Source organism: Micromonospora pisi (assembly GCF_003633685.1).
GTDB classification, from domain to species: domain Bacteria; phylum Actinomycetota; class Actinomycetes; order Mycobacteriales; family Micromonosporaceae; genus Micromonospora_G; species Micromonospora_G pisi.
Genome location: NZ_RBKT01000001.1, coordinates 2,781,454 through 2,797,267 on the forward strand (window position 1 = coordinate 2,781,454; position 15,814 = coordinate 2,797,267).

General features: G+C 71.5%; 13 protein-coding genes. 5 read left to right on the forward strand and 8 right to left on the reverse strand.

What is annotated here, in order from left to right; translation table 11 throughout:
* Window positions 1-16: 16 nt before the first annotated feature.
* Entirely contained in the window at window positions 17-1,204 is a 1,188-nt protein-coding gene (gene xylA, locus BDK92_RS11390; RefSeq protein ID WP_121156687.1) for a xylose isomerase, read from the reverse strand.
* Between the two features lie 74 nt (window positions 1,205-1,278).
* Here xylA and BDK92_RS11395 point away from each other — a divergent pair, with 74 nt between their 5' ends.
* A complete protein-coding gene (locus tag BDK92_RS11395) occupies window positions 1,279-2,532 on the forward strand; it encodes an ROK family protein (RefSeq protein ID WP_246016966.1) in 1,254 nt (417 codons plus the stop codon).
* 30 nt (window positions 2,533-2,562) lie between these two features.
* Here the strand turns inward: BDK92_RS11395 and BDK92_RS11400 are convergent, their stop codons facing one another.
* The 3 genes from BDK92_RS11400 to BDK92_RS11410 all read right to left on the reverse strand — a co-directional run bounded on the left by BDK92_RS11400 (window position 2,563) and on the right by BDK92_RS11410 (window position 7,402).
* Entirely contained in the window at window positions 2,563-4,047 is a 1,485-nt protein-coding gene (locus BDK92_RS11400; RefSeq protein WP_425462223.1) for a sugar transferase, read from the reverse strand.
* 277 nt (window positions 4,048-4,324) lie between these two features.
* Window positions 4,325-6,064 (reverse strand): VWA domain-containing protein, encoded by a 1,740-nt coding sequence (locus BDK92_RS11405; RefSeq protein WP_425462224.1) that lies wholly within the window; start codon window positions 6,062-6,064, stop codon window positions 4,325-4,327.
* A gap of 261 nt (window positions 6,065-6,325) precedes the next feature.
* A complete protein-coding gene (locus BDK92_RS11410) occupies window positions 6,326-7,402 on the reverse strand; it encodes a lactonase family protein (RefSeq protein WP_121156690.1) in 1,077 nt (358 codons plus the stop codon).
* A gap of 166 nt (window positions 7,403-7,568) precedes the next feature.
* On the opposite strand from BDK92_RS11410, the gene BDK92_RS11415 reads away from it, so the two are divergent.
* The 4 genes from BDK92_RS11415 to BDK92_RS11430 all read left to right on the forward strand — a co-directional run bounded on the left by BDK92_RS11415 (window position 7,569) and on the right by BDK92_RS11430 (window position 11,435).
* Complete coding sequence (locus BDK92_RS11415) at window positions 7,569-8,288, forward strand: GntR family transcriptional regulator (RefSeq protein ID WP_121156691.1); 720 nt, start codon at window positions 7,569-7,571, stop codon at window positions 8,286-8,288.
* Window positions 8,289-8,441: 153 nt separating this feature from the next.
* A complete protein-coding gene (locus BDK92_RS11420) occupies window positions 8,442-9,224 on the forward strand; it encodes a (Fe-S)-binding protein (RefSeq protein WP_121156692.1) in 783 nt (260 codons plus the stop codon).
* Window positions 9,221-10,666 carry a LutB/LldF family L-lactate oxidation iron-sulfur protein gene (locus BDK92_RS11425; protein WP_121156693.1) on the forward strand — a complete coding sequence of 482 codons (1,446 nt, stop codon included), beginning with the start codon at window positions 9,221-9,223 and terminating at the stop codon, window positions 10,664-10,666. The genes BDK92_RS11420 and BDK92_RS11425 overlap by 4 nt, the downstream gene beginning before the upstream one ends.
* A gap of 55 nt (window positions 10,667-10,721) precedes the next feature.
* Window positions 10,722-11,435 carry a LutC/YkgG family protein gene (locus tag BDK92_RS11430; RefSeq protein ID WP_121156694.1) on the forward strand — a complete coding sequence of 238 codons (714 nt, stop codon included), beginning with the start codon at window positions 10,722-10,724 and terminating at the stop codon, window positions 11,433-11,435.
* A gap of 34 nt (window positions 11,436-11,469) precedes the next feature.
* Here the strand turns inward: BDK92_RS11430 and BDK92_RS11435 are convergent, their stop codons facing one another.
* From BDK92_RS11435 to BDK92_RS11450, 4 genes are read right to left on the reverse strand one after another with little or no spacing between them, the layout of a single operon-like run.
* On the reverse strand, window positions 11,470-12,072 hold the full coding sequence (locus BDK92_RS11435; RefSeq protein WP_121156695.1) for a GTP-binding protein: 603 nt from the start codon (window positions 12,070-12,072) through the stop codon (window positions 11,470-11,472).
* On the reverse strand, window positions 12,053-12,445 hold the full coding sequence (locus BDK92_RS11440; RefSeq protein WP_121161988.1) for a DUF742 domain-containing protein: 393 nt from the start codon (window positions 12,443-12,445) through the stop codon (window positions 12,053-12,055). Before BDK92_RS11440 ends, BDK92_RS11435 begins: the two co-directional genes overlap by 20 nt.
* A complete protein-coding gene (locus BDK92_RS11445; protein ID WP_121161986.1) occupies window positions 12,435-12,854 on the reverse strand; it encodes a roadblock/LC7 domain-containing protein in 420 nt (139 codons plus the stop codon). The genes BDK92_RS11440 and BDK92_RS11445 overlap by 11 nt, the downstream gene beginning before the upstream one ends.
* A complete protein-coding gene (locus BDK92_RS11450; RefSeq protein WP_246016968.1) occupies window positions 12,854-15,655 on the reverse strand; it encodes a sensor histidine kinase in 2,802 nt (933 codons plus the stop codon). The genes BDK92_RS11445 and BDK92_RS11450 overlap by 1 nt, the downstream gene beginning before the upstream one ends.
* Window positions 15,656-15,814 lie beyond the last annotated feature (159 nt).

A 15,814-nucleotide genomic window follows, 5' to 3' on the forward strand; every position in this document is an offset into this window, starting at 1 on the left:
CGGATGGGCTTACGGATCAACGGGCGCCGAGCAGGTGCTCGACGGCGAGCTGGTTGAGCCGGACGAAACCGAAGCCCCGCGCCGACACCTCGGCGACGTCGAGGTCCTCGAAGGCGCTCCGGTCGGCGATCAGATCGGCGTAGGTCTCGCCCTCGGCCACCGTCGGCGTGGAGAGTTCGCCGACCTTGCTGGCGGCGAGCGCCTCCTGCACCTCGGGGTCGGCCCGGAACGCCGCCGCCCGCTCCTTGAGCAGCAGGTAGGTGCGCATGTTCGCGGCGGCCGACGCCCAGACCCCGTCGAAGTTCTCGGTCCGGGACGGCTTGTAGTCGAAGTGCCGCGGGCCCTGGTACGCCGGGGCACCCTCCGGGCCGCCGAACTCCAGCAGGTCGACCAGGGCGAACGAGTTCATCAGGTCGCCGTGACCGAAGACCAGGTCCTGGTCGTACTTGATGCCACGCTGGCCGTTGAGGTCGAGGTGGAAGAGCTTGCCGGCCCAGAGCGCCTGGGCGATGCCGTGCGCGTAGTTGAGGCCGGCCATCTGCTCGTGTCCGGTCTCCGGGTTGAGACCGACCAGCTCGGGGTGCTCCAGCTCGTTGATGAAGGCCAGGGCGTGCCCGACGGTGGGGAGCAGGATGTCGCCCCGGGGCTCGTTCGGCTTCGGCTCGATCGCGAACCGGATGTCGTAGCCCTTGTCGAGGACGTACTGCGAGAGCAGGTTGACCGCCTCGCGGTAGCGGTCCAGGGCCGCCCGGATGTCCTTGGCGACGTCGTACTCGGAACCTTCCCGGCCGCCCCACATGACGAAGGTCTTGGCACCGAGTTCGGCCGCGAGGTCGACGTTGCGCAGCACCTTACGCAGGGCGAAGCGGCGTACGTCGCGGTCGTTGCTGGTGAACCCGCCGTCCTTGAAGATCGGGTGGGTGAAGAGGTTGGTGGTGACCATCGGCACCACCAGCCCGGTCTCGTCCAGCGCCTTGCGGAACCGGGAGATGTGGTGGTCCCGGGCCGGGTTGTCGGAGCCGAACGGGATCAGGTCGTCGTCGTGGAAGGTGATGCCGTACGCACCGAGTTCGGAGAGCTTGTGCACCGCCTCCACCGCGTCGAGCGGCGCGCGGGTGGCGTCACCGAACGGGTCGCGGGCCTCCCAGCCCACCGTCCAGAGGCCAAAGGAGAACTTGTCGGCGCGGGTCGGTTCGGCAGCCATCGATGACCTCCACGTAACATCCCTGATTTGTTTACCCGTTGAATTATTTGACCGGCCTATGGCATTGTCAAGACGTGACGCACCACGGCACCGGGCAGGTGGGCGCGGCGGGCACCGCCGTACGCCAGGCGAGCCTGCGTGAACACAACCTGGCCCTGGTCCTGCGGCACATCTCCGACGCCGAGCGCCCCCCATCGCGCGCCGACCTCGCCGCCGCCACCGGACTCACCCGGGCCACCGTCTCCGCCCTGGTCGACGACCTGATCGGCGGACACCTGCTGACCGAGGTGGACCCGGCACCCCGGACCGGGGCCGGGCGCCCGGCCCTCGGCCTGGTCCTGGCCACCGACGGGCCGGCCGGACTCGGCCTGGAGATCAACGTCGACTACCTGGCCGCCTGCGTGGTCGACCTGACCGGCGCGGTCCGGCACCGGGCGATCCGCCGGCTCGACCTACGCCCGCTCCCGCCGGCCGAGGTCCTCGCCGGCCTCGGCGACCTGGCCGCCACCGCACACGCCGAGGCGCAACGGCAGCGCCTGGTGCTCGCCGGTACGGCACTGGCCGTACCCGGGCTGGTCACCGCCACCGGCGTGGTACGGCTGGCACCGAACCTGGGCTGGCGCGACGTGGATCTCGTCGGCGCCCTCGAAGCCCACCCCGCCCTCAGCGGGCGGCGCGCCGCCGGGCACTGGTTGACCGTGGACAACGAGGCGAACCTCGCCGCCCTCGGCGAACTGCACGCCGGTACGTCCGGCGAGGCCACCTTTCTCTACGTCTCCGGTGAGATCGGCATCGGGGCCGGCATCGTGCTGCACGGCACCCTGTTCCGGGGTGCCCGGGGCTGGAGCGGGGAACTCGGCCACCTGCCGGTCGACCCGGCCGGCCGGCGGTGCCGGTGTGGTGCCCAGGGCTGCCTGGAGCAGTACGCCGGCCAGGAGGCGATCCTGACCGGCGCCGGACTGGCCGGACTCGGCCAACCCGCGGACGCGGCCATCGCCCGGCTGGCCGAACTGGCCGGGGCCGGGAACGGCGCCGCGATCGCCGCGCTCACCGAGGCGGCCTGCGCGCTCGGCGTGGCGATCGCCGGTGTGATCAACCTGCTGGACCTGGACACGGTCGTGCTCGGCGGGATCTACGCACCACTGGCGGAGTGGCTCCGGCCACCCCTGGAGGCGGAGATCCGGCGACGGGTGCTCACCGCCGGCTGGTCGCCGGTCACCGTACGGCCTTCGCTGCTCACCGGTGACGCCGCCGTGCTCGGCGCCGCCGGTTCGGTGGTCCGCGCCGTCCTCGCCCACCCCGCCCGCTGGTTGGCTCCGCCGGCCTGACCCCGCTCGCGCCGGGGCCCGACCGGCGGGTCAGTAGGCGCCTCGGCTGTTGATGACGGCGCCGAAGGTCTTCCAGAGAATGGTGAGGTCGGCGGCGAGGGACCAGTTCTCCACGTAGTAGAGGTCGAGCCGGATGCCGTCCTCCCAGGTGAGGTCGGAGCGACCGCTGACCTGCCAGAGCCCGGTCATGCCCGGCTTGACCAGCAGGCGTCGGGCCACGTCCCCGTCGTAGCGGGCCACCTCGGACGGCAGCGGTGGGCGCGGGCCGACCAGACTCATGTGGCCGAAGAGCACGTTGGCCAGTTGCGGCAGCTCGTCGAGGGACCACTTGCGGAGAAACTTGCCGACCCGGGTCACCCGTGGGTCGTCCCGCATCTTGAACATCAGGCCGTCGGTCTCGTTGCGCGCGGTCAGCTCGGCGAGCAGGGCGTCGGCGTTGGTGACCATGGTGCGGAACTTGTAGACGCCGAACTCGAGGCCGCCCTGGCCGACCCGGATCTGCCGGAAGATCACCGGCCCTCGACTGTCCAGTTTGATCGCCAGGGCCAGCACGGCCAGGATCGGCAACGCCAGGGTGAGCGCGGCCAGGGCCGCGGCCCGGTCCACAAAACCCTTGATGATTTTGCGCGCGCCCCGGAACTCGGGCGCCTCCACGTGGATCAACGGCAGCCCGGCGACCGGCGTGGTGTGGATGCGTGGGCCGGCCACGTCGGTCAACGCCGGGGCCAGCACCAGGTCGATGTCGGTCCCCTCCAACTGCCACCCCAGCCGGCGCAGCCGGGTGGCGGTGAGCTCGCTGGAGGCGGTGACCGCGACCGTGTCCGCACCCGAGGCGATGGCGGCCTCGGCCACCCCGCGCAACGAACCGACCACCGGTACGTCACCAAGCCGCTGCGGCACCGGCGCGAGCAGTGCGTCCGGGATGCACGCGCCGACCACCTGGTAACCGGCGTGCGGCTCCCGGCGCAGGGTGTGCACCAGCTCCAGCACGTGCGGGGTGTCGCCGACGACGAGCACCTGGCGGGCCCAACCGGTCCCCCGGGCGCGGGCCCGGTGCAGTTGCTTACGGGCGGCGAACCGGGCGACCACCAGACCGACGGTGCCGACCGCGAACGAGATGCCGAGGAAACCACGGGAGACGCCCACGTCGGCGATGTAACCGGCGATCGCCACCCCACCGGCGAGCCGGAGACTGGCCGCCATGACCCGGCGGTACTCGTCCGCGCCGTACCCGAGCACCCGGTCGTCGTAGCCACGCATCGCACGTAGCGAGAGCAACCAGATGAGCACCAGCGTCGGCGCGATGATCACGTACGAGATGTCGGAGCCGCGCGGATCGTCGCTGCCGAACCTGGCGAAGTAACCGACGAGCACCGCGAAGCCGAGGGCGAAGGTATCGAAGATGACGGTGGTGCGGAGGTACGCCCGTTGCCGCGATCTGGTCGTGACAGCGGACGCCCCCGGCGGCATTTCCGGAGGCATCGTCGCGGAGCTCAGCAGTGTTGCCGACGTCACCGGCCCTCCCCAGCTCACTCACGGAGAATCCCGGTTCAACCGCGCATCCTCCCCATCGGACCCGCGGTGCCGGGACACCTCGAACATCTTCACCTACGGATCCGATTACCGAGAGCTTCCGACAGATTACTGTCACTTCCCGGGGGGCCGGAGACCTGCCGGGCGTACCCTAACCCCCAACGTGCGCCATCCGCGTCAGTGGATCGTGGTGATGTCCGGCCGTACGGTGAATGCTCTCCGGATGGCCGGCCGACGATCAGCCGGCCGGCCATCCGGATCAGTTCGAGGCCGGCCTCAGGGCGATGGCCTGCAGGAAGATGTCGCCGATCTTGGCCGGATCCTCGGTCGCGAAGACCCCGCCACCGGTCACCTTGGTGATCGCGTCCAGCTCGCCCCGGTTGACCCCGTTACCGATACCGATGATCACCACCTGGATCGGCCTCTCCGGGTCGGCTGCCGCCTTCAGGTCGGCCAGCAGCTTCGCCTGGGTGATGCCGTTCGCGTCCTCGTTCTCCCCGTCGGTCAGCATCACCACCGAGTTGACCCGGCCCGGCTCCCAGCCGTCCTGCACCGCCTTGTACGCCGCGAGCACCGTGTCGTAGAGGCCCGTGCTGCCGTTCGGCTTCGGGGAGATGCCGGCGAGGGCGCTCTTGAGCTGGCTGCGCTGGTTGGTCAGCGGGCCGATCGGGACGAGCTCCCGGTAGTCCCGGGCACCGACCAGTTCGGTGGAGAAGATCCAGAGGCCGACCGCCCAGGACTCGTCGAAGAGGTCCAGGCCGCCCTGCGCGGCGGCCAGGGTGACCTGGGCCCGGGTCGCGTTGTTCGCCGTCGGCACCTTCTCCAGCATCGAGCCGGAGACGTCGATCACCGCGAGCATCCGCGACGGCAGGGTGATGGCGGTCCAGGTGGAGAGCGCCCGGCTGAGTGCGGCCGGGTCAGCCCCACCCGCGGCCGTGCCGCCCGCCGCCGCGGAGCTGGACGGAGTGCCGGCCGGGCTGGGCGCACCCTGGGGAGCGCTGAATCCCTCACCCCAGGTGCCGTCGGACGCCCGCAGGTTCTGCTTGGCGAGCCGGTCCCGGAAGCTGCCCTCGGTGAGCACCTTGAACAGGCCGGCCGCCGCCGCCGACCGGGCCGGCTCGATGCCGGGCATCACCGCGTACGGGTAGTCCAGCGACATCGCCGCCGGTTCCACGTAGAGCGCGGCGAGCGGGATCGGCGGCTGCTTGGCGTTGTACTCCATGACGTCCTCCTCGCTGAGCGCGGCCGCGCTGAGTCCGGAGGCGATCGACGCCGGGTCGGTTGCCCGGGGGAACTTGGCCAGCAGGTCCTGCCGTACGGTCGAACGTCCGGTGGCCAGCGCCCGCAGCGCCGAGGTGGTCGCCTGCCTGCCCTGGGCGCCACCGGCCGCCCCGGCGGCGGCGCCGAGCGCGAGCAGCCCGGAGAGTCCGGCCGCGTCGCGGGTCGGCTCGACGATCCCGGTGCGCAACTTGGTGCCGGTGGTGACCTGCTTCAACAGGTCCCCCCAGGTGATCTTCTTCTCTGGCCAGCCGACCGAGGCGGCGACCGGCTGCGGCATGGCGACGACGACCGGACTGCGGGCGATCGAGGCGTTGTTGGTCGGCGCGAAACCGGCGGCCTCGGAGCTCAACCGCAGCAGCCAGCTGCTCGAGTCGGGCAGCCAGACGTCAGGGGTCACCGCGGCGCCGGGAGCCTGTCCCACCCCGGATAGCGACACCCCGTGCTGACCGGCGAGAACGGCCGCCACATCGACCGGGTCGCTCGCGGTGACGTCGACCGCGACACAGACACCCTCGGCGGCGGCGCCGTTCTCGGACCATTGGGCGGCGGCGGCCTGCACGGCCGGCGCGATCTCGGGAGCGGCGGCGACGGTCAGCCGGAGCTGGCCGGCACAGGCGGGTTCAGCAAGCCTCTGATAGCCGAACCACGCTCCCGCCACGACAAGGACAAGCGCCATCGCCGCTGCGATGGCGCCTGCTCCACGAATACTGCTACGCATACGATGGCGGCCCGACACGATGACCATCTTGCGTAATGATTCGACATAATGCCAGTCGCGTTGGGCCGGAAGTTACTCACGAGATACGGATCGCCGTTCAAATTTCACAGCCTGTAGTTGATCGACGGCAAACTGTCTAGTAATCCGCCCACCAGAGCAGCTTTCGCACCCATGCTTTCCAACAGAGCATGTCGCGCATTTGACATCTTCCACCAGATATTCATTTATGCTGGTAAAAATTATCATCATCAGTGGAAGTGCTCAGCGGATCGCTTCCGCCGGTGGGGCGGGCGGTCCCAACACGCAGGTGGGACTCGGCACCGCGACCGACCCGGCCGGCTCGGGCACCCCGCCCGTCGGGTCGACGACGAACACACTCACCACATCGGACCGTTCGTCCGCAACGTAGAGGTGCGTGCCGATCAATGTGAAATGCCTCGGCCAGGTACCACCGGTGGCCACCTCGGTCACGTAACGCGGCACCTCGGCATCGAGCGCGAACACTGAGATCGTGCCCACGCCACGGTTCCCGACATACAGGAAACGGCCGTCCGGCCGTACCGTGATCTCGGAAGGCTGCACGAGCCCGTGCCGTGCGCTCGCCGCGACCCGGCCACGTTCGCGCAGCGTGCCCCCGGACTCCCGGCTGTACGCCACGACCGTCGCGTCCAACTCTCCGGCCAGGTACAAGCGGTGACCGTCCGGGTGCCGGGCCAGGTGTCGGGGGCCGGTCCCGGGCCGGGTCCGGGTCACCGGCTCCCGGGGCAGCAGCCGCCCCCGGGAGTGGTCCAGGTCGTACCGGTAGACGGTGTCGGTGCCCAGGTCCACGGCGAGCAGCGCACCGCCCGCCGGATCGGGCGAGACCATGTGCGCGTGCGCCCGCTCCTGCCGCTCCGGATCGGGACCATGTCCGTCGTGCACCCGCAGGTCGGTCCGCTCACCCGGCACTCCCGCCAGATCCAACGGATGTACGGACACACTGCCACTGCCGTAGTTGGCGGCGAAGATGTATCCACCATCGGGCGCCACCGCCAGATGACACGGGCTGTCGCCCCCGGTGGACCAGCTGCCCAGCGGGCGCAGACCGGGCCGCGCCGGGGCGTCGGCGTCGATCGCCCAGGCGCTGACCGTTCCCTCGGCCGACTCGTTGACCGCGTACAACACGGGCAGACTCGGGTGCCGCACGAGGAAGGAGGGCGACTCGGTGGGCGCCACCGTGCCGAGCGGGTCGAGCGCGCCGGTGACCGGGTCCCGGCGTACCGCGACGACGCCCTCTCCGCGTCCCCCGGCCTCGGCGGTGTAACAACCGACGTACAGGATCTCGCCGCCGTCGACCATCCACACGCTCCGTCCGCCACCGGGGCGACCCCACGTCCGCCACCTCCACTTGATCCAACCAGAGCCCACCCACTCTGTGGGGTAAGGAAGGGCCCCTTGTTAACGCATAGCGTTAACAAGGGGCCCTTCCTTACCGAGGGGTGATCCTATAGGATCTTCGATCGTGATGGACGGGGTACGGCCCGCGCGGCGGACGACGCTCGCCGACGACGTGTACGAGTCGGTGCGTACGTTGGTGATGGATCATGCCGTGGCACCCGGCGAACGGATCAACATCGACGCCCTGGCCCGGCAGTTGGAAGTCTCCCCCACCCCGGTCCGGGAAGCGCTCGCCCGGCTCGAATCCGACGGGCTGGTCCGCAAACGGGCGCTCGCCGGCTACACCGCCACCCCGCTGCTGACCCGGGCCGAGTTCGACGAACTCGTCGAGATGCGACTCATCCTGGAGCCGCTCGCAGCCGTCCGGGCCACCCGCCGGATCGCCGACGAGACTCCCGCCGGGAACGAGCGGGCGAGCACCGACGAGGGCGCACCGGCCCACCCACTCGACCGGCTCCGCTCGGCGGCCGACCTGCCCGGCCCGGCACCGGGAAGCGAGGGCTTCGCGGCCATCGCCGAGTTCACCAACACCGACGCGCGGTTCCATCACCTGATCGCGGAGCACGCCGGCAACCGGCTGCTGTACGACGCGATCGTCCGACTCCGGTCCCACCTGCACCTGTTCCGGCTCTATTTCCCCACCACGCATCACGGCATCAGCGGCGAGGAACACCACCGGGTGGTGGACGCGATGGCGGCCGGCGACGCCGACGCGGCCGGCGACGCGATGCGGGCCCACCTGCTCTCCGCCCGGGACCGGCACCTCCCCTTCTTCGCGCAGACCTGAGATGCCCCGCACCGACCGGCGCTACGTCCCAGGGCAGGCCGGCCCGCCGCGACCCGTCGACCTGCCGCTCCGCACATACCTGCCCCTCCACGCCGAACTGCCGCTCCACGCCGAACTGCCGCTCCACGTGGACGTGCCACGAAAGGAGAACCCGTGCGCATCGCGCTCTTCGTGACCTGCGTCAACGACCTGGTCTTCCCCGGCACCGGGCGGGCGGTGGTGGAGATTCTGGAACGGCTCGGCCACACCGTCGAGTTCCCGGCCGAGCAGAGCTGCTGCGGGCAGATGCACGCCAACAGCGGTTACCGGGCCGAGGCGATGCCCCTGGTCCGCCGGTTCGTCGACACCTTCGCCGAGTACGAGGCGGTGGTGGCGCCGTCCGGGTCGTGCGTCGCGATGGTGCGGGAGTCGTACCCCCGGCTCGCCGCCGACGACCCGGGCCTGGCCGAACGGGTGGCCGAACTGGCGCCGCGTACGTACGAACTCTCCGAACTGCTGGTCGACGTGCTCGGCGTGACCGACCTGGGTGCCTCCTTCCCCCACCGGGTCACCTACCACCCGACCTGCCACGGCCTGCGCATGCTCCGCCTCGGTGACCGGCCGCTCCGGCTGCTCCGGGCGGTCCGCGACCTCGAACTGGTCGAGCTGCCCGGGGCCGAGGAGTGCTGCGGGTTCGGCGGCACCTTCGCGGTCAAGAACGCCGGCGTCTCCGGTGCGATGCTGGCCGACAAGTGCGACTCCGTCTGCTCCACCGGCGCCCGTTTCGTCGCCGCCGCCGACAACTCCTGCCTGGCGCACATCGGCGGCGGGCTGTCCCGCCGGAGCGACCGGCCCGGCACCGGCGGCGACCAGCCCGGGGTACGGGCGGTCCACTACGCGGAGATCCTGGCCGGAACCGTACGGACACCGGCCTCGACGGTGGGAGGAACCAAGTGACCGGCACCGGGAACATCGTCGCGCGGCAGCCGTTCCCGCAGGCCGCCAAGGTCCGACTCGCCGATCCGCAGTTGCGGAGCAACCTGCGGCGGGCCACCCACACCATCCGCGACAAACGGCTGCGGGTGGTCGGCGAACTGCCCGACTGGGAGGCGCTGCGGGTCTCCGGGGCGGCGATCAAGGACGACGTCCTGGCCCGCCTCCCCGACCTGCTCGACCAGTTCGAGGCGGCGGCGACCGCCGCCGGGGCGACCGTGCACTGGGCCCGCGACGCCGAGGAGGCGTGTGCGGTGGTGACCCGACTGGTACGGCAGACGGGCACCGACGAGGTGGTCAAAATCAAGTCGATGGCCACCCAGGAGATCGGGCTGAACGAGGCCCTGGAGGCGGCCGGTATCGCGGCGGTGGAGACCGACCTGGCCGAGTTGATCGTGCAACTCGCCGACGACCAGCCCTCACACATCCTGGTGCCGGCGATCCACTACAACCGGCGGCAGATCCGGGACATCTTCGCCGAACGGATGCCCGGGGTGGACGTGTCAGCGCTCACCGACGAACCGGCCGCGCTCGCCGAGGCCGCCCGTCGGCACCTGCGTGCCAAGTTCCTCTCCGCCCGGGTCGCCATCTCCGGAGCGAACTTCGCGATCGCGGAGACCGGCACGCTGGTGGTGGTCGAGTCGGAGGGGAACGGGCGGATGTGCCTGACCCTGCCCGAGACGCTGATCTCGGTGGTGGGGATCGAGAAGCTGCTACCGACCTTCGGTGACCTGGAGGTCTTCCTGCAGCTGCTGCCCCGTTCGTCGACGGGCGAGCGGATGAACCCGTACACCTCGATGTGGACCGGGGTCAGCGACGGCGACGGGCCGCAGCAGATGCACATCGTGCTGGTCGACAACGGGCGTACGGAGACCCGGGCCGATCCGGTCGGGCGGCAGGCGCTGCGCTGCATCCGCTGCTCGGCCTGCCTGAACGTCTGCCCGGTCTACGAGCGGGTCGGCGGCCACGCGTACGGCTCCGTCTACCCCGGTCCGATCGGCGCCATCCTGTCGCCGCAGATGACCGGACCGGACGCGGGCGCCAACCGCACCCTGCCGTACGCCTCGACGCTCTGCGGCGCCTGCTTCGAAGCCTGCCCGGTCCGGATCGACATCCCCGAGGTGTTGGTGCACCTGCGCCAACGCGGTGTGGACGCCCACCGGGGTCGGCCGTCGGCGGAGCGCACCGCGATGGGGGCGATGTCCTGGGTGATGCGGGACCGGCGCCGGTACGCCGCCGCGCTGCGCGCGGCCCGGCGGGGAGCGGCCCCGCTACGGCTCGGGGGCCGGCGGGACCACGTACGCCACCTGCCCTGGCCGCTCTCCGGTTGGACCGGCACCCGGGATGCCCCGCTGCCGGCGGCGCAGACCTTCCGGGAATGGTGGGCCGGCCGTGGCCGGGGATGACGTGGTCGGCCGGTCGCTGGCCGGGGATGCCCGCAGGGCGGGTGGAGGGGCTGACATGACGGCACGCGAAGAGATCATGAGGCGACTTCGGGCGGTCCGCCCGATTCCCCCGGTCACCGTCCCCCGGGGATACGACCGCGGGCCGATCGCCGCCGGTCCGGCACCGACCGGGCCCGCAGCGGACGGGAACGCGCCGGCCACGACGACATCAGGCGGAACCGATGCGAGCGGAACCGACGCGAGCGCGCCGGAGCTGATCGAACTGCTGGTGGACCGGCTGGTCGACTACCGGGCCACGGTCACCCACTGCGATCCGGCCGGTTTGGCGCGGGCGCTGGCCGGGCTGCTCGACGACGTACCCGCCGTGGCCGTCCCACCGGGGCTGCCCGGGGGCTGGCTCTCCGCGTACCCGGGAACGGTCCGGCGCGACGGCGCGCCGCGCCCCCTGACGGTGACCGACCTGGACGAACCGGGGCTGGCCGTGGTCACCGGCTGCGCGGTGGCGGTCGCCGAGACCGGCACCCTGATCCTGGACACCGGCACCGACCAGGGCCGCCGCCTGCTCACCCTGGTCCCCGACCACCACATCTGCGTGGTCCGCACCGACCAGGTCGTGGACCGGGTGCCGGAGGCGCTACGCCGGCTCGCCGATCCGACCCGACCGGTGACCCTGGTCTCGGGACCGTCGGCGACCAGCGACATCGAACTGAACCGGGTGGAGGGGGTGCACGGGCCCCGACGACTGGACGTGCTGATCGTGGCCGGTTGACGCCGACCCGGTCTCCCGGGCCCCGGCGTGCCGGTCAGTTCGCCGGGGCCGGTACGCCGCGCCGCGCCGCCACGTGCTCGACCAGCCGGACCAGTACGCCCTTGCCGGACTGTCGGCTGCGCGCGTCGCAGAGGATGACCGGCACGTCGGGGTCGAGGTCCAGCGCCGACCGTACGGCGTCGGTGCTGAACTGCTGCGCCCCCTCGAAACAGTTGACCGCGACGACGAACGGGGTCCCCCGGCGCTCGAAGTAGTCGACCGACGGGAAACAGTCGGCGAGCCGTCGGGTGTCGGCCAGCACCACCGCGCCGAGCGCCCCGAAGGCCAACTCGTCCCAGAGGAACCAGAACCGGTCCTGGCCAGGGGTGCCGAAGAGGTACACCTGCAGGTCCTCGTTGATGGAGATCCGCCCGAAGTCCATCGCCACGGTGGTGGTGTTCTTCTCCTCGACCCCGGCCAGGTCGTCGGTGCCCAGCCCGGCGTCGGTAAGCACCTCCTCGGTCTGCAACGGCCTGATCTCGCTCACCGCGCCGACGAGCGTGGTCTTGCCGGCCCCGAAACCACCGGCGATCAGGATCTTCAACGCGAGCGGCACCCGGCGCGCCGATCCGGGCCGGTCAGAGCGCACGGAGTCCATTGACCACCGCCTTGAGGATGTCGTCTTCCGGGAAACTGGGCGCCGACGAGGGTTCGTGCATCGCGATCAACTCGGCCGTGAGCAGGTCGGCGAGGAGCACCCGGACCACCCCCAGCGGCAGGTCGAGATAGGACGCCACCTCCGCCACCGAGATCGGTTCCTGGCTCATCCGGAGGATCTGCCGATGTTCCGGCTGCAATCCCTCGGCCCGGCCGTCACCGCTGGCCACCGCCGCCACCACGAACGCGACCAGGTCGAAGCCGCCGACCGCCGGACGTACCCGGCCGCCGGTCATCATGTACGGCCGGACCACCGGCCCCGCGTCGCGATCCAGCCAGTCATGCTCCGGGTCGGGCATCTCGTCATCGCGCATCGGCACTCACCCCGTTGGCCCGGCTCGGCGTACTCAGGTAGTCGCCGACCCGGGTCACCAGCATCGCCATCTCGTACGCGATCAGGCCGATGTCGGAGTCGGCGGTGCAGAGCACGGCCAGGCAGGCCCCCTGACCGGCGGCGGTGACAAAGAGAAACGCGGACTCCATCTCGACCACCGTCTGCCGCACCGGCCCGGCGGCGAACTGCCGGCTGGCCCCCTTCGCCAGGCTCTGGAAGCCGGCGGCCATCGCGGAGAGATGCTCGGCGTCCTCCCGGTCGAGATCCCTGGAGGCGGCCATCAACAGTCCGTCCGCGGAGAGCACCACAGCCTGTTCCGCGGTCGGTACGCGCTCCACGAGGTCGTCAAGGAGCCAGGCGAGATCGGCCGGCCTCGTCAGGTGTACCACTACGCGTCCCTTCCCGTTTCGCTGGAGCCCGGGTCGACGACCGGGGCCTCGACTGAGCTGGCCGGTGCGCTGTCCACCGGGGCATCCCCGGCACCGGTGGCCGTGGATGCGGTACTCGCCGTCGCGGGCGTGGCGTTCGCCGTCGCGGGCGTGGTGCTGGTGGCGGCAGGGGTCGGCGGGACGGCCGCGTCCCGTCGGCCGCGGGCGGTGCCGGCCTGCATCGCCGACATCATCGCCCGGACCTCTTCCGGTGTGCGGTCGGCCCGTTTCGCCCGTTCGCCGGTGGTGGCACCGGCACGGCTCGGCGGCTCCGCCGTCCCCTGCACCGGCTCCCGCAACTGCGGCGCCAGGCTGGTCTGCCGGATCCGCCGGGGCAGTCCGTCCGCACCGACCGGTGCGGCGGCCCGCTCTTCGGCGACCGGTCCGACCGGTCCGACCGGTCCGGTGCCGCGTTCGACGGTGGGTGCGGCGGTTGCGATCGACAGGTCCCGGCCGGCCGAGGGGTTCGGCTCGGTCGGAGCGTTCGGAGCGTTCGGCTCGGTCGGAGCGTTCGGCTCGGTCGGTGCCGTCACCGGCTCCGGTGCGGGCGACCCGAGCAGCGACGGTATGGGCGGTACGACCGGGGGCTTGAGCTCCTCGGGTTCGAGCCGGTTCGGAACGGCGGTGAGCCGGCCCAGGGTACGGGCCCGACGTGCCGGCGTGTCCGCTCCGCCCCGTGCTCCGGCACCGGCACGTCCGGGCGAACCGGACCGCTGTCCGGCACCGCCCCGGGAGGCCGTCAGGACGCCCGACAAGGTGCCCGGCTCCGACACCACCGTGGACGGATCCGGGGCCGGCTCCGTACCGAGTTGCGCGACCGGGACGGGGCGGCTCGGCGGGCCGGGGTCGGCCGAGCCGCCGGGCAACGCCAACGGGCCGTTGCCGGGTGCCACCAGCTCGCCCGGGATCAACGCCACCGCGGTCACCCCGCCGTACGGCGACGGCCGCAGCTGCACCCTCACCCGGTGCCGGGCGCCGAGCTGGGCCACCACGAACAGGCCGAGCCGGGCGCTGTTCACCGGGTCGAACTCGGGCGGGTCGGCCAGCCGCCGGTTCGCCGCCTCGAATGCCTCGGGGGTCATGCCCAGGCCACGGTCCTCGACCTCGATCGCGTACCCGTTCGGCACCAACTGCCCGCTGACCCGTACCCGGGTGTGCGGCGGTGAGAACGAGGTGGCGTTCTCGATCAGCTCGGCGAGCAGGTGGATGACGTCACCGACCGCCGGGCCGAGGGTCGATCCGGGTTGTACGGTGGCCACGTCGACCCGTGCGTAGTCCTCCACCTCGGAGATGGCGCCCCGCATCACGTCGATCATCGCCACCGGGTTGCGCCAGCCCCGGCCGGGTGTCGCACCGGCGAGGATGACCAGGTCCTCCGCGTGGCGGCGCATCCGGGTGGCGAGGTGGTCGACCCGGAACAGGTCCTCCAGCTCCTCCGGCTCGGTGACCCGCCGTTCCATCCGGTCCAGGAGCGCGAGCTGCCGGTGCAGCAGGGTCTGGCTGCGCCGGGCGATGTTCAGGAAGACCTCGTTGAGTCCGCGCCGCAGCGTCGCCTCGTCCACGGCGGAACGTACGGCGCTGCGCTGCACCTCGCTGAACGCGTGCCCGACCTGCCCGATCTCGTCCCGCCCGTACTCCAGTTCCGGCGACTCCTTGGCGACGTCGACCTCCTCGCCCCGGCGCAACCGGCCGACGACGTCGGGCAGCCGGGTACCGGCGAGTTCCAGCGCGGCCGTACGGAGGCTGGTCAGCCGGCCGATCAGCGACCGGCCCACCCGGATGGCGAGGAACATGGAGAGGATGACGGCGGCCAGGCCGAGCAGGCCGGCGAGTCCGAGCCGGACCAGGATCCGGGCCGCCACCGGTGTGGTCCGTTCGGTGAGCGAGTCCGCGGCGTCCAGTTCGAAGTCGTGCAGTTGCCGCTGGGTGGAGTCGTAGCTGGTCCGCCACGCGTCGGCGGTGATCGGCGGCGCGGCGCCGTTGCGTCCCTTGGCGACCAGGTCGGCGAGCATCGCCCGGACCCGGACGAAGTCGTCACCGTCGATCATCCGCTGGTACGCGGCGCGGTCTTCGGCCGACAGGTCGGCCACCGCCTCCTCGTAGAGGAACCCCTGGGTGCCGACGGCCTGCACGATCTGCGCGTACTCGCCGTCGGCGAACCGGCCTGAGGTGAAGGCTCCGGCGAGTACGGCGTCGGCCTGGTCGAGCACCTCGCGGGCCTGACCGAGCGCGATCAGGTTGAGCGACTGGAGGTTGACCCCGTCGTACGCCCGCGCCGCCATCGCGTCGAAGACCCGGTAGGTCAGCGAGATGGTGCTGGTGTAGAGGCCGAACGCGCCGCCCCGGTCCATGTCCCGCCGGTCGATGAAGCCGCGACCGGAGGGGAGCGCCTCCAGGTTGGTGAAGAGCTGCTGGACCCGGCCACGGAGCAGGTCGCCGTTCGAGTCGAGCAGGCCGCTGTCGTACGTCCGGCGCCGCATCTCGGCGATCGCCTGGTCGGTACGGGTCCGCTGGGCGGTCAGGGCGGCCAGGTCCCCGCCGGCGAGGTACCGGATGGAGAGCCGGCGTTCGGCCTGTAGCTCGCCGACCACGGCGGTGCCGGGGCGTCCCATGTTGTCCAGCAGGGACTGTGAGGAGAGCAACCGGGTGACCGGCTCGACGGTGAGCAGGGTGGCGAAGATCCAGAGCGCGAGGAGCGCGGAGATCGGCACGGCGACCAGCGCGATGATCTTCGAGCGGATCGTCCAGCTACGGCTATTCATCGGACCTCGCCCGGGGTGGCAGGGGGAAGAACCGGGCCCGGCCGGTCCGCGGCCCCGGCCGGAGTCACGGAATCGGACGTGCGCCCCCGGCAGGATACGTAATCAGGGACGTATGCACTACCGCACGTTCCGGGTGGGCTTCCCGACGCTCTGTTCAAT